Genomic DNA, 16,594 nt, shown 5'->3' on the forward strand with positions numbered 1-16,594 from the left:
GCGGGATGTGTGGTGCGAGGCTACATGGTACGACATCGGGATCGCCTTTTTTGGAGTGATCCTCGATGCCTGTCACGACCGCCGCTAGCCAACAGCCTGCAACCGCCGCCGAAACCGATCCGCAAACGCTGGGCTGGATGCAGGGCTTTCCCCCGCCGCCGGATAAGACCATCACCTTCCACGACGGATCATTCCGCAGTTTCCCCGAACTGCGCTGGGCGTGGAGCAATATCCGCCAGTTGGTGCCCACCGTGAATGTCTGGCGCGGAGCAGGACCCGCATCGGTGCTGCCGCGCGAGGATCATGATATCGGCGCGTCCGCATCGGTCACGATGGACGGGCGGCCGATGACGTTTGCGCGCATGATCGAGGAAACTTATGCCGACGGCATTGCCGTGCTGCACCGGGGCAAACTGATCTACGAGCGCTATCTTGGCGCGCTGAAGCCGCATAAGCCGCACATCGCGATGTCGGTCACCAAATCGTTCACCGGCACGCTCGCCGGCATTCTGGTGGCGGAAGGCAAGATCGACCCGCAGGCGCCGGTCACGGACTATGTGCCGGAGCTGAAGACCAGCGCGTTCGGTGATGCGCGCGTGCACGAGGCGATGGATATGACGACAGGCCTCGAATACACCGAGGTCTATACCGACAAGAATTCCGGCGTGTTTGGGCTCAGACGGGCGAACGGAATGGCGCCGATCGAGCCGGGCTACGCGGGCCCAACCAATATTTTCGATTTCCTGTGCGCGCAGAAGAAGCAGGGCGAGCACGGCAAGGCATTCGCCTACAAGACCGTCAATTCAGACGTGCTGGCCGGCGCGCGAGCGGAATGACCCTGTCCGATCTGCTGTCGGAGCGCATCTGGATTCCAATGGGTGCGGAAGAGGACGCGCATTATCACGTCGATCGCATCGGCACCGAAAGCGGCGGTGGCGGGCTTTCGACGACACTGCGCGATCTCGCCCGCTTCGGCGAGATGATCCGCAATCACGGCCGCTTCAACGGCCGCCAGATCGTGCCGTCTCAAGTCGTCGACGACATTGCGCGCGGCGGCGATCCCGAAAAATTCAAGCCGGCCGGCTACACCACATTGCCCGGCGCCTCATACCGGAACCAGTGGTGGGTGACGCATAATGCGCACGGCGCCTTCATGGCGCGTGGCGTTCACGGGCAGGGCATCTATATCGATCCGAAGGCCGAGATGGTGATCGCCCGCTATGCCTCGCATCCGGCCGCCGGCAACACCGCCAACGACCCCGTGACGCTGCCGGCTTACATGGCGCTAGCGAAGGATCTGATGGCGGGAGGCTGACGCAATCCGCTCTAAGGACCTGTGCGTCCTACGAGCTAATACAGCCATTCCCCGCGAGATCGGCCAAGTCGGCAGCTCATGCTTGCTCCCAAATGTGAAGTGGCACACAGACAAGAGCTGTCCGATCTGATTTGTACAAAGTGGATGGCCGCCCCTCAGCTCCGCTACGGGCCGTTCGTTTAGGAGTATCGTTATGCGCGGTTTTAATCGCACGGCTATTACGATTTGCCTCTCTCTCATTCTTGAGTCCATCTTGAGCGGGTGAACCAAAAGAGGTTTCGCGTGCGCTGATTACCGCGTACAGAGATTTATTGGGCCCCGCCGGCGACGGACGGGGCTTTTCTATTTCTTTTCTCCGCCCACTGCTGCCCGGCGGTGCCCCTGTGAACAAGGACACAGGGGTCATGTGGTACTTTTGGCCCGATTTAGCATTTGATCTTGTCAAAGGGCTGGTAGCCGGAAGTGCTTCTATGGCGCTTCAAGCGCTTGCTCCCAGGACGCTTCGCGCTTTGAAGCGGTTGCGAGCGCGTTGGTCTGCCCGGAAAGCTGCAAGAAAAGCATCCCGTAGGAAAGAATAGCTTGGCGTATTCCGCCGTCGCTCAGCTTGTAAGGTCGATTGACCCCACGGGTCAACGCGAAGCGCGGCCCGATGATAGGCTCCGGCGTAATCCACCGCATTACCTCATCAGAACGAGTTGGTGCTAATCAGGCTTGAGGTTATCGAGGAGCGCACTCCAGCTCTCCCGCCGCAGACCTTTGCCCCACACGATTTCGAATGTCGCACGTGACGCGCGAGGATGCTGCATCGCTTCGACGAACGCTTCGGCAACATCCGCGCGGGCAATGCGGTTGCGAAACGCCAGGGGTAGGGTGCCCTGGCTGACATTGACTGCACGCTCGCCGCCCGGCCGGTCGAGGAGGAAGCCGACGCGGATAATCGTGTAGTCCAAGTCGCTACTGCGGATTTTGTCTTCGACGCGTCGACGCCAAACCAGCGTATTCCGCTTGAGCAGGTTGATCAGGAAACCCGCCAGTGAGTTCGTCTTGATACCGATCGAGTTCAGATAGACGAAGCGACCCCGGAACCCGGCGCTTCGCGCTGCCGTGAGCGTATGGATGACTCCGTCGTAGTCTGTCGTCTTGACGAGGTTTTCCGAGGCGTATCGTCCGCTCGGCGCGCCGGCGGTGAAGATGATGTGGTCCACATCTCGCAATGCAGGTGGGAGCGTGTCCGCCTTCGTGAGGTCTCCGGCGACTACCTCAAACGCGGAGCCCAGCTCGGCAAAAGCTCTGGCAGGATCGCGAGCCAGCACGCGAACTTCATAGCTTCGTTCGTGCAGCAGCCTGGCGATCAGGCGCCCGGTACCCCGTGTGCCTCCGACAACCAGGACGCGGTTTCCTCCAGCCTTGCTCATCGGGACCCCGGCGCAAGTGCTTTTTCGCGACACCAGGATTACGGTGACAATGCACTAGGGTGACAATGCACTAGATTGCAACGGCGACTTAGGGCCGCGTTTCACCGCTGCTTGGTTCCGTTTCATGCAAACGCAATCCACGGCGCTCGGACTGCATCGCTTCGCTGGCATGATGCAATTGGCTTATCGAGCGCAGCAAAACTGGGAGGAGTCCGATGCTTCCCTATTTCGTAGCCGCAATCATCGTCATTGTGTTGCCGACGCTTTACGTCGCCGTGCGATACCGCGAGTATCGCAAGTTCCTCGCCGGCGCGTTCTTCGTCAGCAGCGGAATGCAACTATACGTCTACTTTGCGAAAATCCCGATCCCTCTGATCGGAACCGAGGCCGTCCAGTCGCCAGAGCTCAGCGCCGTGCGCGGCATGATCCACTTCGTGCTCTTCCTTGTCTGTCTGTATTTCGGGTGGTTCTTCCGCAAGCGATCCGCAGCTTAGCCGGCTGCCGCGCGGGATCTGCGAAGCTGCCAATGGTTCCATGTCCTCGCTGCCAGTGAGGGGAGTTCGAAAGGACGCAACCGATGACTTCCGCTGTCGATCCTAAGCCGATGTCACGTACCAAGGCGATCCTCTACGCTGTAGGTTCGCCGTTGATCCTTGTGGCGCTGGTCTTCCTGCCGGCAGGCAGGGTCGACTGGACTCCCGGTTGGATCTTCATCGCGGTCCTGGTCTCGCTCTTCAGTCTTTCTGCGCTGCTGCTGGCGCGTGTGAATCCAATGATCTACCGCGCCCGCAGCCGCTTCCAACCGGGCACCAAGAAATGGGACCTGATCCTGCTCACGGCCTTGTTGCCGGCCATGATCGCTGAAATCCCTCTCGCGACGCTCGACGCTGGCAGGATGGGATGGTCGAATGTACCGCTATGGGTCGTTCTGATTGGCTATGTCCTGCTTGCCGGCGGCATCGCGGTCACGACCTTGGCTCAGGCTGTCAATCCATTCTTCGAGCCGGGCGTCCGCGTCCAGAACGAGCGCGCGCAGCACGTGATCACGTCCGGGCCGTACAGATACGTCCGCCATCCCGGCTATGCTGCCGCGATTGCAATGTTTGTCGGAATTCCACTCGCGCTCGCCTCCTGGTGGGGCTTGCTGCCGGCTGGGCTGGCGATCGCGTTGCTGGTTGTCCGGACAGGTTGGGAGGATCGCCTGCTCCAGGCTGAGCTACCTGGCTATGCCGACTATGTTCGCCGAACGCGTCACAAGCTCGTGCCGGGCCTTTGGTGACGGCTGCAAGCTGTTGACGGCATTTTTATGCCTGCTGGTGCACAAAGCGCTTGAAGTTACGAAAGTGCACTAACTGAATTACGGTGCACCAAATTGAACGGTGACATAGGTCGCGTTTCACTCGTTGCTTGGCCCCGCCTCATCGCAATCCAGCGACGCTTATGGTCTGCATCGCTTCGCCCGCAATGACGAAGTTGGCTCATCGAGCGCGACAAGCTGGCATGACGGACCGGCAAATCACTTCTGATTTTCAGAAATCATGTCAACCCCACGAATCAAAAATATTCTGCTTTCGTTTTCACCCAAATCAGTTGCATAACTGCGCCCGTCTCACGGCGGATGAGGGGCGTTGGCCATCGTCACTGACGCGCGGTGAGATGCGGTGGACGCTGAATGCGCGCTAGACGTACGCGCAGGATGCGTACGGCGAAGTCGTGTGGTTCGGGCGCCGCGGTGCTGGCGTTAAGCGTGCGATAAGAAGCGCAGGCGACGGAGGCAAAAGAGCCGTTCTCCGGGAAGAGCACGAAGTAAGCCGTAAAGCCACTGCGCAGGGAAGGCCGGGATGCCCCCGCTGTACCTGTATGCTCGTGTGCGTGTTCTTTATGCGCAATGGCACACGAGACCTCGGGTGCAGCAAGCACCCGGTCTTCCCTGCGCCCTCTGAATAAGAGGAGGGCAAAAGAAGATGCAAAGCTCGGACGCAACGCGCCGCGAGAATGCGGATCCATACCCTCCCACTGTTTGAAATCTTGAATCAGAAAGATGCTTCGTATTACGAATTGCGATGGGTCAGGTCGTATGTCGCAACGCCTTGTGAATGGACGTGAGCTATTGTCATTTGATTTGATCGAAGGCGCAAACTAGTGACGTGATCCGCTGGGGGCCCCGCAGTCGATGGGAGGCGTCCATGACTGATCTCCGGGTCACAATCAAAAATACCTCCGAAAGCGGCGGCACATTTTTGACGCCGGTCTGGTTCGGCTTCCACGATGGAAGCTTCGATCTGTTCAACGTCGGCGAAGCGGCTTCGGCGGGGCTCGAGCAATTGGCCGAGGACGGCGCCGCCGCGATACTTGGCACCGAGCTCGTCGCTGCCGATGCGGATGGACAGGGCTTTGTCGTCACAGGCGCCGCCGGCCCGATCGCGACACAGGAGATCACCTCGGCCATCCTCGACGTCGACGGTGTCTCCAACCCCTTCGCCAGTTTCGGATCGATGATTATTCCGTCGAACGATGCGTTCATCGGCACGGGTGAGGCGTTGCAGCTGTTCGACGACCAGGGTCGCTTCCTCGGCGAGACGACAATCACATTCGCGGGCAGCGATGCTTACGACGCCGGCACCGAATTGAACACCGAACTTGACGCGGCCTTCATCAACCAGACCGCGCCCAACACTGGCGTGGATGAGTTCGGTGTCGTTCACCTCCATCCCGGATTCAATGGCTCTCTGGGCAACCCGGTCGGCGAAGGCGACCAGATCATCCTCGGTGGTGTCAATGACGCCGGCGAGTTCATTGATCCGGTCGCAGCCGACTTCACCCGTCCCGACGCGCAGCTCGCTGAAGTCCACATCAACACGGTTCGCGTTCGGGAAGGAACGGACGATCGCGATCTGATCATCGGCCGCGGAGACGACGACCTTGTCACGGCGGGCGGGGGTAACGATGCGGTGTTTGGCGGCGCCGGATGGGATGTGGTCGATGGCGGCGCCGGCGATGACAAGATTTTTGGCGGCCGGGGCGACGACCAGCTCAATGGCGGCACCGGCGATGACAAGATCTTCGGCGGCCGGGGTGACGACCTGATTGCCGGCGGCGAGGGCGACGACTGGATGGCGGGCGGTGCGGGCGCCGACACGTTCATGTTCCAGGGCGGCGACGGCGACGACGGGATCGCGGGGTTCGGCAAGGACGACCGCATCGCGCTCAATGTCGAGGGCGTCGACAGCTTCGAGGACGTGCTTGCGCACGCGACACAACGCGATTTCGGCGTTGCCATCGACTTCGGCGACGACGGCAGCATTTTCCTGCTGGGAGAATCGCTCCGTGGTCTCTCGGCCGACAACCTGCTGTTCGCCTAGGGGTGTCGGCGTGTGGGCCGAAGCATCGGCTGATCGCACGCCTTCGGGCAGCATCGTGGTGGCGCCATCGCTGTGGGCGATTTGATCGATAGCGAAAGCTGCCGATGCTTGGCGACATGACGCTCCGCCCGCCGATCCATACCGGCGCGCCTTAGGAGAGCTGCGTTCGCGGGCCGATCGTCACCGTCGCCACAAATCAGCTGTCGGAGCAATATGTGCGGTCGAGTCGATGGCAGCATCCTCCTTTCCGCCGGAAATCATTCGCGGGAAGAAGCGCAAGCGCCAGGACGGCGGCACATTCTCTAAACGGCGCCAGTACAGTCCCGTTCCCCGAGCTATTTTCAATTGTGCAACCGGCGGTCTCGCAGCGCGTTCATGCCTCAAACTTAGGCGAGAACCAAAGCCGCAGGAACTTCGCACCGCGGAGGCGATAGCCGATTACGCTCGGCATCACGGCTACAACCGAAAGGGAGCAACGCATGAGCGCGACCCGACTGGCCGTCCAAGGGCACCGGCTGATCCAGATCGGCGTGGTCCTGTTCCTCTTCACGAGCTTCCAGGGATTTGCGGTGCCGTATTTTGCCGCACCAAATCTCGGCCGCTCGGTTCACACGCTCAGTGGATTTACCGGAGTTTTTCTTGTGGGCTTGGGTCTGGTCTGGCCGAGGCTGAAGCTCACGTCGATGCTGTCACGGCTGGCATTCTGGCTTCTCATTTATTCCGCGCTTGCAACAATCGCCGGCTTCGTGATCGCGGCTCTCTTGGGAGCAGGTGGCTCGATCATTCCGATAGCGGCGGCCGGCCATCGTGGGAGCGACGCTCAGGAGATGCTGATCCAACTCGTCATGTACCCAGCCGCTCCGACGGGAATCATATCTTTCTCGCTGATCCTCTGGGGGCTTCGCGGCGACGCATAGCGTGGCTTCCGTATGAGCTCCCTGCGCGCGCCTCTAGCCGCGCTGGTTCCGGACAGCTCCTTCTCGGTAGCCGGATATTTAAGTCTTGACTTATATAAGCCTGGACCGATATTCATTTGCCGGAAACGACAAGGAGGACCGGATGGAGATCGACGTCGCCAGGGTATTGGGGCTTGTCACGCGCTCGGTGCGCCATTTTGAGAAGGACGGCAAAGCAGCTAGCGCGGTGACGCTGACACGACTTTACGACACTGATGTCGATGACCTCTGGGACGCAGTTACCAGCAAGGAACGCATCCCGCGCTGGTTTTTGCCGGTCGAGGGAGACCTTCAGTTGGGCGGAAGATACCAGCTCAAGGGCAATGCGGGCGGGACCATCACGGCGTGCACGCCGCCCAGGCATTTTGCAGCGACGTGGGAATTCGGCGGCGCGACGAGCTGGATCGACGTCACGCTGGCAGCAGAACGCGATCAGGCGCGGTTGACGCTGGAGCACACCGCGATCATCGAGGATCACTGGAATCGGTTCGGTCCAGGCGCGGTGGGTATCGGTTGGGACCTCGCGCTTGCAGGACTCGAGGGGTATCTTGCGACGGGGGCATCGGTCGATCATGAAGCGGCCGAGGCGTGGATGGGCTCCCCAGACGGCAAGGAGTTCATGACCGGGAGCGGCGAATTTTGGCGCGCGGCGCATGTCGCGAGCGGGGTCGATCCGGCCTCGGCGAAGGAGCGGTCTGACCGGACCATCGCTTTTTATCGCGGCGAGATGCCGCCTGACATCGCGCATCCGGGCACGGGAAGCTGATGCACGTCTTCGAGGTCCTCGCCGATCCGGTGCGCCGACGCATCCTTGAGCTGCTCGGTCCCGGGGAAATGGCGTCTGGCGAAGTGGTAGAGGCGATCGGCGCCGAGTTCGGGATCACGCAGGCAGCGGTGTCGCAGCATCTCAAGGTGCTGCGCGAGAGCGGCTTTGCAAGAGTCCGGGCGGACGCGCAACGGCGGCTCTATTCGGTGGATGCCGCGGGGCTTCGGACAGTGGACGCATGGATCGGCCAGTTCAGGAGCTTCTGGGAGCCGAAGCTCGACGCGCTGGCGACGGAGATCGCGCGAGGCAAACGGGATCGGCGTAACGCACCTCTGACCAAACGGACCGGGAAGAGGGCCTAAGGGAGATCGCGCGAAGTAAGAATGGCGAAGGAGGCATCATGTCATCAGAAAAGACGATCAAGGACGTCATGCGCGAGCTTGCCGCGCTCGAAGATCCGAAGATGCGGAAGGCCAACGAAAGCCGCGGCGATGATCATGGCGTGAACCTCACGCATTTGCGCGCTCTAGCCAAGCGCCTCAAGACGCAGCATGACCTTGCGCTCGAGCTGTGGGCCACCGGCGACACGGCCGCCCGCCTTCTCGCAACCCTGGTGTGCAGGCCGAAAGCGTTCTCGGCGGCCGAACTTGACGCGATGATCCCCAACATTCGCTCGCCCAAGCTGCTCGATTGGTTCATCGTGAACGTGGTGAAGCCTGGTCCACATGCCGAGGAGCTTCGCCAGCGCTGGAAGGACGGCGATGACCTCGTCGGTCGGGCAGGCTGGAGCCTGACAACCGAAAGGGTCGTCAAGAAGCCTGCCGGCCTCGACCTCGACGCGCTGCTCGACCAGATCGAGAAAGAGATGAAGCAAGCTCCAGCTCAGAAGCAGTGGGCCATGAATCATTGCCTCGCCGAGATCGGTATTCGTCACGCCCAGCATCGCGCGCGTGCCATCGCAATCGGCGAGCAACTTGCTGTCCTGATCGACTTTCCGGCATCGCCGGGCTGCACCCCGCCTTATGCGCCGGTCTGGATCGCTGAGATGGTTCGCCGCAGCGAGGGCACGCAGCGCCTACGACGTCGCGCTAACGATTGAAGTCGGAGAACCAATAAGCCCCGGCGTACTGGATCCCCGCCGGAGCCTGTCATCGGGCGCGCGTTCGCGCGACCCGGTGCGGGGGATGACACTCGCAGCTTGGTTCGTGACGACGTGGCTAAACTGCAGCGTGCCCACCGTGCGCCACTAGGCGCTACGAACTCACATCAATACCGCGGCGTATTGTACTGCGGACAGCGATGCACGTAGTCCCAGGGAATGTCGTAGACGCAGGTGAAACGGAGATCGTCCGATTGTTTGATGATTGGCGGTGCCTCTACGACCGGTCGCTCGACTTCGGCCGGCAGGCCGTAGAACACGCCAACGCCCGGATGGAAACCGCCGCGATGGTGGTGATGGTGCATCGATCGGAATGCGGGGAAAGCCGGACGCGCCGGCGCAGCGCCTGGGCCGCCCGGCGCAGCGCCCGGGCCGTGCGCGCCGGGTGGGTTGGCCAATGTCTCGCCCGCGGCAAGAACAAGCGCGACTGCACTGAGAGACGCGATCAACGTCGTTCGATAGGTCATGGCACTCAATCCCATCATAGATTGCTGGGCAGCTTTCCCAACGCTAGGCCGTGCCTTTCGCGCCCGCAAAGACATAATTAATCATTGGTTAAGGCGTAATCTTAATCGCGAGGACCTCTTAAGATCACGCTCGTTAGCCTTGGGACATTCGCATGAATTCAGCTGAAACCGCGTCACATCCGGGTGAGGCGAGGTGCTCCTTGACGAGCGCGGCATCGTTGAAGGATGACGTTAACGGGTGCAGCTAAGTGGGTTTTGCGAATGTCTGATTCAAAGCTGAAGCGAACTGTCGCTGAGCTCGCAGCCGTCTCGGCCGCCGACGCGTTATCCGCGCAAGGGCGCCACTCGATTGATCTGCAGGGAAGCTGGCGCGCCGTCGTAGCGCGGGAAGATTTCTTGCCACCACGCGGCGATGGTAGGCCATTCGTCCGCGTTCGGCAGGGCTGGATGCATCGCAAGATGCGCGCGGATGGACTTGGGAAGAGCGCACCAGTTCGGCACGAACGAGAACAGCACGGCATCGCGCCGCAACAGGCTGCGATTGGGATGCGTTCCGTGCAGCAGGCGGTAGTCCACGATGGCGGCATCACCCCGGCCCAGATTGAGCGTCACTTGTCCGTCCTGGTCGCTGAGGGCAGGGTGGTCAGGCGCTAGCTGCTCGGCCGCTGCGCTATGCGGCTCAGGCAACTCGGCGTGGATCGGCAGGCCGCGCCGATGCGAGCCCGGAAGAACGCGCAGCGCGCCGGTATGCCGACCCGTGTCGCAGAGATAGCAGAGCACGGCGATCTGCGGTGCGGCCGGCGCGAAGCTGATAGCGTGGTCCCAGCACCACCAGTCCTGGTGCCACAATAGCGCGGGCATCGAGCCGGCTTTGGACGAGATGTAGGCCGAGATCCAGCGCAGGTCCGCAGCCGCGACCGCGGCCCTGATGCGAGCAAGCGCGGATGTCCTCTCAAGCAAGTGCGTGACGATCGGATCATTCCAGCGCAACGGGATGAGGTCGTTGCCGACGCGGTTCATCATCGGATCATGCGGCAGAGCGAGTTGGCGCTGAACCTGCTTCTCGATCTCGTGCAAGTCCCGCTCCTCAAAGAGCGCCGGGATGGCCGTGAAACCATCGGCAGCAAAATCGCTCGAAGCTAACATGCGGAGGTCCCTGGACAGATCACGCCTCGTTAGATGATTCGAAGTGGTCGTGGGTGACAAGGTTGCCGTCGGCCGTTCGCCTGCCAGCTTCATCTCAACTGCGCGACATCTTCTCAAATCGCTTGATCAGCCGCTCGCGCCTGAGGCGGGACAGCCGCCTGATCCAGAATACACCGTTGAGCTGATCGTTCTCATGCTGGTGGCAGACCGCGCGCAGCCCCTCCGATTCCTCGGTGTTCAGATTGCCGTCGACGTCCTGATAGCTGATCCGGACGCGTGCATGACGGCTCACCTCGTCGTTGACGCCAGGCATAGAAACGCTGCCTTCCCGGTGCAGGATGGTCTCGGAAGATGCCCAGGTGATCTCTGGATTGACATAGGTCCGCGCGCCCTCGGCCGGGTCGAGTTCGAGCACAACGACTCGCAGCAAGACGCCGACATGCGGCGCGGTGATGCCGATCCCGGGCGCGGCGTGCATCGTCTCGAGCAGATCGGCGGCGAGTTCACGCAGCGCCGCATCAAACGTGGTCACGGGCTGCGCCTGCAGCGCAAGTCGCGGATCGGGATAACGGACAATCGGGCGGATGGTCATGATCTCGTTGCCGTTATGTTGGTGAATGTCTTACCGCCCATAAAGCCGTTCATCCCACCACACCGGTTCGGGCAAGGTGTGCGTGATGCCCTTGGCGTCTGGATGCGCCGGGTTGATCAAAAAATTGCGCTCCAGCCGCGCGGGGATGGAGGGGACGATCAGGATCGCCGAACGTTTTTCCTCAAACCATGTCTGGCCGAACGTCTTGCAGATCGTTTCGTTTCGCAAATCCCAGCCGGGATGCGCTGCGGTCTGGAATACTTCGTACGAAATGCCGTTGGGAATCGTAATTTCGATGAAGTGCTGATTGGCAGGCATCACGAGGTTCGTGTGCACCAGCTTTTCCAGCATGGCGGTGGAATAGTGCTCGGATGTGTAGATCATCGGGCTGGTGCGCGTGTTCCACCGCCCGGGGTAAAGCCGCGCGCCCTCGGCGTCATACACCGCGTAGGCGCCGTCCGGGTCCCCGATGCGATAGCAAGTCAGAACACGATCGCTGTTCGGCACGCCTAGACGCCGCCGCTATAGGCCGCGCGCCCCAGCAGATTCACGACGGCATCCGTCCCGGGACCGGTCGCCAGCGCCAGTTCGAGCGGGGTCTTGCCTTCCAGCATCGGGTGCGGCCGATTGAGGAAATCACGTACTTTGGCGTCATCGCGGAATACTTCGAGCCCAAAGGCAAACACCTTCGCGACGCGCGCCAGGCGGTCGCTCTCCTCGGTCGTGAGATGCTGCTTTGCCCTGCGCCGCCGCTCCAGCGTCGGTTTCGGCACCACGCGATAGGTAAAGTCGCGAACATCCTGCGGACACACCCGGTCGGCGATCTTATCCAGCGCCGACACCGGCAGCCCCTTCTCGACGGAGCGGGCGAGGGTGAGCGTGGTCTCGGTGTTTTTCGGCTTCACGCCGAGCAGATCGGCCAGGATCGCGGCTTGGTGGCTCATGGCAGCCTCAAATCAGTTGAGGCAAATATAAGCCTCATGTGAGGCGAGGTCAAGTATGCGGAATACAACAGCCGTAACTTAGGGGGCGCCACTTTGCAGGCCCTCCATTCCTCGCAAAAAAGTGAGGCGCGGCTGTAGCTTTTGGCCCCTTCCGTTCGTCTTGCACCAGAACGCGTCAAAAGGGGAGACCAGGAATGACCAATTTGCACTATCGCTGGGTGATTGTCGCGGCCGGGGGGCTGCTCGGCTGCGTCGCGATCGGCGGGATGTTTTCGCTGCCGGTATTCCTGCAGCCGATCGCGCGCGATACCGGCTGGTCGGTGACGGGAATTTCCAGCGCCATGACCATCGGTTTCCTCGCGATGGCTTTCACCAGCATGATCTGGGGCACGCTGTCCGACCGTTTCGGTCCGCTGCCGGTGGTGCTGACCGGGTCGGTCGTGCTGGCATCTAGCCTCGGATTGGCCAGCATTGCGACATCGCTGGTCGTGTTTCAGTTCGTCTTCGGGCTGATGGTGGGCGGTGCCGCTGCGGCCATTTTTGCGCCGATGATGGCGACCGTCACCGGCTGGTTCGATACCCATCGCAGTCTTGCGGTGTCGCTGGTCTCGGCCGGTATGGGCATGGCGCCGATGACGATGTCGCCGCTCGCCGCATGGCTGGTCTCAAATCATGATTGGCGGACCTCGATGCAACTCGTCGCGCTTGTTGTGGCCGCGATCATGATCCCGGTCTCATTGCTGGTGCGCCGCCCGCCGGCGCTCGCAAACCCGCAAGCCGCGCCGTCGGGCGAAGCCGCGGGCGCGGAAATCTCGCTCGCGCAGGCGCTGCGCTCGCCGCAATTCATCACCCTGGTGCTGACGAATTTCTTCTGCTGCGCCACCCATTCGGGGCCGATCATCCACACGGTCAGCTACGCCATCAGTTGCGGCATTCCGATGATCGCTGCAGTCACTATCTACAGCGTGGAGGGCCTCGCCGGCATGGGCGGCCGCATCGCTTTCGGCCTACTTGGTGATCGCTTCGGCGCCAAGCGTGTGCTCGTGTTCGGCCTGCTGGCGCAGGCGTTCGGCGCGCTCGGCTATGTCTTCGTGCGCGACCTCGCCGCGTTCTATGCGGTCGCGGCGCTGTTCGGCTTCCTCTATGCAGGCACCATGCCGCTCTATGCCGTACTCGTGCGCGAGAATTTTCCGCTGCGGATGATGGGCACCGTGATTGGCGGCACCGCGATGGCCGGTAGCCTCGGCATGGCGACCGGGCCGCTCGCGGGCGGTCTGATCTACGACACCTTTGCCAGCTATGCTTGGCTCTACATCGGCTCCTGGATCATGGGGATCGGCGCGTTCCTGATCATCATGACGTTTCGCCCGGTGCCGGTGGCACGGACGGTGCCCGTGCCGGCGTGAAGGGGTACGCGACGCTCTAGCCGTCATTGCGAGGAGCGAAGCGATGAAGCAATCCACGCTTCCAAGTGCGGCGCTATGGATTGCTTCACTTCGCTCGCAATGACAATGTGAAAGCGGAATCGTAGGGTAGGCAAGGGCGCGACTGCGCTGGGTGTGTGAAGTCCAACGCAGTTATGACCGCAACCGTCACTTCACCAGTGTCAGGAGGGGTTTGCCTTTCTCGACGATGTAGGTGGCGAGCTCGCTGCCTTTGACGTTGCCGGGATTCCTGGCCGAATGAGGCGTTCCGGCCGGGATGAAGAGCACGTCGCCTGCTTTCAGTGTCACGGGCGGCTTGTCGCCGACCTGGTATTCGAGCTGTCCCTCGAGGACATAAATGATCTCTTCGCCGGGATGCGTGTGCTTGCCGAATGCCACGCCAGGGGCAAGGTCGACGCGGACCTGGATGGCCTCACGCCCGGGTGCGCTGAGATCGTGCCGCTGCAGGTCGGTCCGTGTAACGCCATTCTGCTGCGCCTGAGCGCCAAGCGGCGCCAGAACGGCTCCGGCGACAAGCGCCGCCATTGCCGCGATTTGTAGCTTCTTCGCCTTGGTCATGTTGAACTCCTGTGTTTGAGATCCGTCGTCGGCGGCTCGCCGCCGCCGATCATCGCTTGGCTTCTTCATGCGGCCTGCTGCTGACCGGCCTGTTCGCGAATGATGTAATCGGCGTACCAGTCCGGCCAGTTCGCATCGTACTGACCGCCGTTCCGCTTTTCGTATTCGCCATGAGCTGCCGCGGCGCGGCGCAGTGCTGCGGCAAGATCGGCCTGTGAGGTAAAGGCCGTGCCGTTGCTATCGATGCGTCCGGGCAACCGCGCGGTCACCTCCTGCAACAGCCAGCCATTGCCGTCTGGGTCGTTGAACGAGGCATAGGAGCGATAACTGCCGCGCTCGGGATGCGGACCGTTCAGCCGATTGCGTCCGAACAGATAGGGCTCGTCCGTGCCAACGTGCACGTCGCCGTTGGCGTGAAATACTTCGCTGATCGCGACGCCGCGGTCGAGCAGTTCCTTGCGCGCGGCCTCGATGTCGGAGACGACCAGGTACAGGCCCTGCGCCGAGCCGGGCGCCGCCGGGGTAACGTTCTTGCCGAAGATCACCGAGGCGTTGGAGCCGGGCGGGGTGAATTGGATGACGCGGTAGTCGTCCGGGCCGGCGAAATCGGCGTCGAGCCGCCAGCCGAGCTTTTCATAAAACTGCTTGGCGCGATGAACGTCGGAGACGGGGATGACGATAACTTCGAGCTTCAGGTCGACGGCCGACGTGTTGGTGGTGCGTTGGGCGGTAGCGGTCATGGCTTTCTCTCCTTATTGGATCGTGTACGATATATTCGCGTGCGAGCTATAAAGTCCCGCCGAGAGCTAATGTCAAGCCTTCCGATTTAATCGGATGCGATATATATGGATACGAGACTTCACATATTCGTGTCGGAAAGGACGACTCATGAGAGCGAATGAAAGTACCGGATCCGCGTCAAATGCGGTTGTCCGGGACAATTCTCGAGACAATTCAAAGGGCAACCCGAAACCCAAACCGGCTGCAGGGGAGCGCCGTCTTGGCGACTTCCTGTGCTTTGCGATCTATTCGGCCAATCTCGCCTTCGGCCGGGCCTACAAAAAGGGCCTTGAGGAACTCGGCCTCACCTATCCGCAATGGATCGCGATCGTGGCGCTGTGGGAGCAGGACGGCCAGACTGTGAGCGAACTCGGTGAAAAGATGTTCCTGGAATCCAACACGCTGACGCCGATCCTGAAGAAGCTGGAGCAGATGGGCTATCTGAGGCGCCAGCGCGACCCCGCGGACGAACGGCAGGTGCGCATCAGCCTGACCGAGGCCGGCCGGAAGCTGCGCGAGAAAGGAATGCACATGAACCTCGTTGCTGCGACCGGATTGAAGCCTGATGAATTCGCACGGCTTCAGCAAAATGTCGTCACGCTCCGCGACAATCTGATCAAGGCAACGGCCGAAGCGTGATGTGCGCTTCCCGATCTGATCGGACACAGGCCGCGGGTGCAGATGAGGGAGGGATGAGCGTGGTGTTACACGAAAGTGCGCTTCGCGGACGTATCGCCGTCGTGGCAGGCGCCACGCGCGGGGCCGGCCGCGGCATCGCTGCGGCGCTCGGCGAGGCGGGCGCGACGGTGATCTGCACGGGCCGCAGCAGCGCCCGCGCGGATGCATCGACGCGATCGGACTACTACGGCCGGCCTGAGACGATCGAGCAGACAGCCGAACTCGCGACCAGCCTCGGCGGCAAAGGCATCGCCATCGCCGTCGACCATCTCGAACCTTTGCAGGTCGCTGCGTTGGCCGAGCGTATTCGCACCGAGCATGGCCGTATCGATGTGCTCGTCAACGACATCTGGGGCGCCGAAGTGCTGAAGGGCGGGCCGCCGCAATGGAATACGCCGATCTGGAAGCTCGACCTGCAGAAGGGCTTGCGGATTCTGCGGCTCGGCATCGAAACGCATCTCGTGACATCGCATTATCTGCTGCCGCTGCTGGTGGCGCAGCCCGGCGGCCTGCTCGTCGAAGTCACCGATGGCACCGCCGGCTACAACGCGCAGCATTACCGGATCTCGGTATTCTACGATCTCGTCAAGCAGGGCGTGAATCGTCTGGCCTTCTCGCAAGGCCACGAACTTGCGCCGCACGGCGGCACGGCGATCGCGATCACGCCAGGGTGGCTGCGCTCCGAGATGATGCTGGAGAATTTCGGCGTCACTGAAGCGAACTGGCGCGAGGCGCTGACGGCGCGGGAAGGCCGGCACCAGGCGCCGCCGGACTTCGCCCTGTCAGAATCGCCGCGCTATATCGGCCGCGCCGTCGTGGCGCTCGCCGCCGATGCCGATCGTTCGAGGTGGAATCAGAAATCGGTTAGCTCCGGCGAACTGGCACGATATTACGGCTTTACGGATATCGACGGTTCGCGCCCCGATATCTGGCGCTACACCACCGAGGTCCGCGAGGGTGGTAAGGTGGCGAACCGCAACGACTACCGCTAAGGTTGTTGGGCCATTGAGA

18 protein-coding genes and 1 pseudogene are annotated in these 16,594 nt (G+C 61.8%); 11 read left to right on the plus strand and 8 right to left on the minus strand.

Features of this window, described 5'->3' with window-relative positions; all coding sequences use genetic code 11:
* Nucleotides 1–65: 65 nt before the first annotated feature.
* Nucleotides 66–1,315 (plus strand): annotated as a pseudogene (locus J6524_RS00130) (serine hydrolase domain-containing protein).
* Nucleotides 1,316–2,016: 701 nt separating this feature from the next.
* Here J6524_RS00130 and J6524_RS00135 read toward each other — a convergent pair.
* Complete coding sequence (locus tag J6524_RS00135) at nucleotides 2,017–2,730, minus strand: SDR family oxidoreductase (RefSeq protein WP_225668121.1); 714 nt, start codon at nucleotides 2,728–2,730, stop codon at nucleotides 2,017–2,019.
* 215 nt (nucleotides 2,731–2,945) lie between these two features.
* Here J6524_RS00135 and J6524_RS00140 point away from each other — a divergent pair, with 215 nt between their 5' ends.
* The 7 genes from J6524_RS00140 to J6524_RS00170 all read left to right on the plus strand — a co-directional run bounded on the left by J6524_RS00140 (nucleotide 2,946) and on the right by J6524_RS00170 (nucleotide 8,913).
* Entirely contained in the window at nucleotides 2,946–3,224 is a 279-nt protein-coding gene (locus J6524_RS00140) for a hypothetical protein (RefSeq protein WP_225668122.1), read from the plus strand.
* A gap of 83 nt (nucleotides 3,225–3,307) precedes the next feature.
* Nucleotides 3,308–4,009, plus strand: a complete 702-nt coding sequence (locus tag J6524_RS00145) for a methyltransferase family protein (RefSeq protein WP_225668123.1) — start codon at nucleotides 3,308–3,310, stop codon at nucleotides 4,007–4,009.
* Between the two features lie 907 nt (nucleotides 4,010–4,916).
* On the plus strand, nucleotides 4,917–6,092 hold the full coding sequence (locus J6524_RS00150; RefSeq protein WP_225668124.1) for a spondin domain-containing protein: 1,176 nt from the start codon (nucleotides 4,917–4,919) through the stop codon (nucleotides 6,090–6,092).
* Between the two features lie 479 nt (nucleotides 6,093–6,571).
* The gene (locus J6524_RS00155) at nucleotides 6,572–7,009 is read left to right on the plus strand and encodes a styrene oxide isomerase (RefSeq protein ID WP_225668126.1); all 438 of its coding nucleotides are present in this window, start codon (nucleotides 6,572–6,574) and stop codon (nucleotides 7,007–7,009) included.
* A gap of 142 nt (nucleotides 7,010–7,151) precedes the next feature.
* Entirely contained in the window at nucleotides 7,152–7,814 is a 663-nt protein-coding gene (locus J6524_RS00160) for an SRPBCC family protein (protein WP_225668128.1), read from the plus strand.
* On the plus strand, nucleotides 7,814–8,176 hold the full coding sequence (locus J6524_RS00165) for an ArsR/SmtB family transcription factor (protein WP_225668130.1): 363 nt from the start codon (nucleotides 7,814–7,816) through the stop codon (nucleotides 8,174–8,176). The genes J6524_RS00160 and J6524_RS00165 overlap by 1 nt, the downstream gene beginning before the upstream one ends.
* A gap of 38 nt (nucleotides 8,177–8,214) precedes the next feature.
* Nucleotides 8,215–8,913, plus strand: a complete 699-nt coding sequence (locus J6524_RS00170) for a DNA alkylation repair protein (protein ID WP_225668132.1) — start codon at nucleotides 8,215–8,217, stop codon at nucleotides 8,911–8,913.
* A 167-nt stretch (nucleotides 8,914–9,080) separates the two neighbouring features.
* Here J6524_RS00170 and J6524_RS00175 read toward each other — a convergent pair whose 3' ends face one another.
* The 5 genes from J6524_RS00175 to J6524_RS00195 form a co-directional block, all read right to left on the minus strand.
* On the minus strand, nucleotides 9,081–9,440 hold the full coding sequence (locus J6524_RS00175; RefSeq protein WP_225668133.1) for a hypothetical protein: 360 nt from the start codon (nucleotides 9,438–9,440) through the stop codon (nucleotides 9,081–9,083).
* Between the two features lie 324 nt (nucleotides 9,441–9,764).
* Nucleotides 9,765–10,586, minus strand: coding sequence for a phytanoyl-CoA dioxygenase family protein (locus J6524_RS00180; protein ID WP_225668134.1), 822 nt, complete (start codon nucleotides 10,584–10,586; stop codon nucleotides 9,765–9,767).
* 94 nt (nucleotides 10,587–10,680) lie between these two features.
* Nucleotides 10,681–11,178, minus strand: coding sequence for a peptide deformylase (locus J6524_RS00185; RefSeq protein ID WP_225668136.1), 498 nt, complete (start codon nucleotides 11,176–11,178; stop codon nucleotides 10,681–10,683).
* A gap of 30 nt (nucleotides 11,179–11,208) precedes the next feature.
* On the minus strand, nucleotides 11,209–11,685 hold the full coding sequence (locus tag J6524_RS00190; protein ID WP_225668138.1) for an RES family NAD+ phosphorylase: 477 nt from the start codon (nucleotides 11,683–11,685) through the stop codon (nucleotides 11,209–11,211).
* 2 nt (nucleotides 11,686–11,687) lie between these two features.
* The gene (locus tag J6524_RS00195) at nucleotides 11,688–12,122 is read right to left on the minus strand and encodes an Xre family toxin-antitoxin system antitoxin (RefSeq protein ID WP_225668140.1); all 435 of its coding nucleotides are present in this window, start codon (nucleotides 12,120–12,122) and stop codon (nucleotides 11,688–11,690) included.
* Between the two features lie 194 nt (nucleotides 12,123–12,316).
* Here J6524_RS00195 and J6524_RS00200 point away from each other — a divergent pair, with 194 nt between their 5' ends.
* Nucleotides 12,317–13,528 (plus strand): MFS transporter, encoded by a 1,212-nt coding sequence (locus tag J6524_RS00200; RefSeq protein ID WP_225668141.1) that lies wholly within the window; start codon nucleotides 12,317–12,319, stop codon nucleotides 13,526–13,528.
* A 186-nt stretch (nucleotides 13,529–13,714) separates the two neighbouring features.
* On the opposite strand, the gene J6524_RS00205 is transcribed toward J6524_RS00200, so the two are convergent.
* Nucleotides 13,715–14,125, minus strand: coding sequence for a cupin domain-containing protein (locus J6524_RS00205; protein WP_225668143.1), 411 nt, complete (start codon nucleotides 14,123–14,125; stop codon nucleotides 13,715–13,717).
* A gap of 65 nt (nucleotides 14,126–14,190) precedes the next feature.
* Nucleotides 14,191–14,865: a VOC family protein gene (locus tag J6524_RS00210; RefSeq protein ID WP_225668145.1), complete on the minus strand. Its 675-nt coding sequence runs from the start codon at nucleotides 14,863–14,865 to the stop codon at nucleotides 14,191–14,193.
* A gap of 148 nt (nucleotides 14,866–15,013) precedes the next feature.
* Between J6524_RS00210 and J6524_RS00215 the strand changes: the two genes are divergently transcribed.
* Entirely contained in the window at nucleotides 15,014–15,544 is a 531-nt protein-coding gene (locus tag J6524_RS00215; protein WP_225668147.1) for a MarR family winged helix-turn-helix transcriptional regulator, read from the plus strand.
* Between the two features lie 53 nt (nucleotides 15,545–15,597).
* Nucleotides 15,598–16,575 carry an SDR family oxidoreductase gene (locus J6524_RS00220; RefSeq protein ID WP_225668148.1) on the plus strand — a complete coding sequence of 326 codons (978 nt, stop codon included), beginning with the start codon at nucleotides 15,598–15,600 and terminating at the stop codon, nucleotides 16,573–16,575.
* Nucleotides 16,576–16,594: the final 19 nt, after the last annotated feature.

Source organism: Bradyrhizobium hereditatis, assembly GCF_020329435.1.
In the GTDB taxonomy this organism is placed as follows: Bacteria; Pseudomonadota; Alphaproteobacteria; order Rhizobiales; family Xanthobacteraceae; genus Bradyrhizobium; species Bradyrhizobium hereditatis.

What these genes read in the sequence shown, in the direction of transcription:
- J6524_RS00155 (WP_225668126.1), top strand. Translation starts at nt 6,572, where the DNA reads ATGAGCGCGACCCGACTGGCCGTCCAAGGGCACCGGCTGATCCAGATC.
- J6524_RS00180 (WP_225668134.1), bottom strand. Translation starts at nt 10,586, where the DNA reads ATGTTAGCTTCGAGCGATTTTGCTGCCGATGGTTTCACGGCCATCCCG.
- J6524_RS00195 (WP_225668140.1), bottom strand. Translation starts at nt 12,122, where the DNA reads ATGAGCCACCAAGCCGCGATCCTGGCCGATCTGCTCGGCGTGAAGCCG.
- J6524_RS00175 (WP_225668133.1), bottom strand. Translation starts at nt 9,440, where the DNA reads ATGACCTATCGAACGACGTTGATCGCGTCTCTCAGTGCAGTCGCGCTT.
- J6524_RS00160 (WP_225668128.1), top strand. Translation starts at nt 7,152, where the DNA reads ATGGAGATCGACGTCGCCAGGGTATTGGGGCTTGTCACGCGCTCGGTG.
- J6524_RS00135 (WP_225668121.1), bottom strand. Translation starts at nt 2,730, where the DNA reads ATGAGCAAGGCTGGAGGAAACCGCGTCCTGGTTGTCGGAGGCACACGG.
- J6524_RS00185 (WP_225668136.1), bottom strand. Translation starts at nt 11,178, where the DNA reads ATGACCATCCGCCCGATTGTCCGTTATCCCGATCCGCGACTTGCGCTG.
- J6524_RS00145 (WP_225668123.1), top strand. Translation starts at nt 3,308, where the DNA reads ATGACTTCCGCTGTCGATCCTAAGCCGATGTCACGTACCAAGGCGATC.
- J6524_RS00140 (WP_225668122.1), top strand. Translation starts at nt 2,946, where the DNA reads ATGCTTCCCTATTTCGTAGCCGCAATCATCGTCATTGTGTTGCCGACG.
- J6524_RS00210 (WP_225668145.1), bottom strand. Translation starts at nt 14,865, where the DNA reads ATGACCGCTACCGCCCAACGCACCACCAACACGTCGGCCGTCGACCTG.
- J6524_RS00220 (WP_225668148.1), top strand. Translation starts at nt 15,598, where the DNA reads ATGAGCGTGGTGTTACACGAAAGTGCGCTTCGCGGACGTATCGCCGTC.
- J6524_RS00200 (WP_225668141.1), top strand. Translation starts at nt 12,317, where the DNA reads ATGACCAATTTGCACTATCGCTGGGTGATTGTCGCGGCCGGGGGGCTG.
- J6524_RS00150 (WP_225668124.1), top strand. Translation starts at nt 4,917, where the DNA reads ATGACTGATCTCCGGGTCACAATCAAAAATACCTCCGAAAGCGGCGGC.
- J6524_RS00165 (WP_225668130.1), top strand. Translation starts at nt 7,814, where the DNA reads ATGCACGTCTTCGAGGTCCTCGCCGATCCGGTGCGCCGACGCATCCTT.
- J6524_RS00215 (WP_225668147.1), top strand. Translation starts at nt 15,014, where the DNA reads ATGAGAGCGAATGAAAGTACCGGATCCGCGTCAAATGCGGTTGTCCGG.
- J6524_RS00170 (WP_225668132.1), top strand. Translation starts at nt 8,215, where the DNA reads ATGTCATCAGAAAAGACGATCAAGGACGTCATGCGCGAGCTTGCCGCG.
- J6524_RS00205 (WP_225668143.1), bottom strand. Translation starts at nt 14,125, where the DNA reads ATGACCAAGGCGAAGAAGCTACAAATCGCGGCAATGGCGGCGCTTGTC.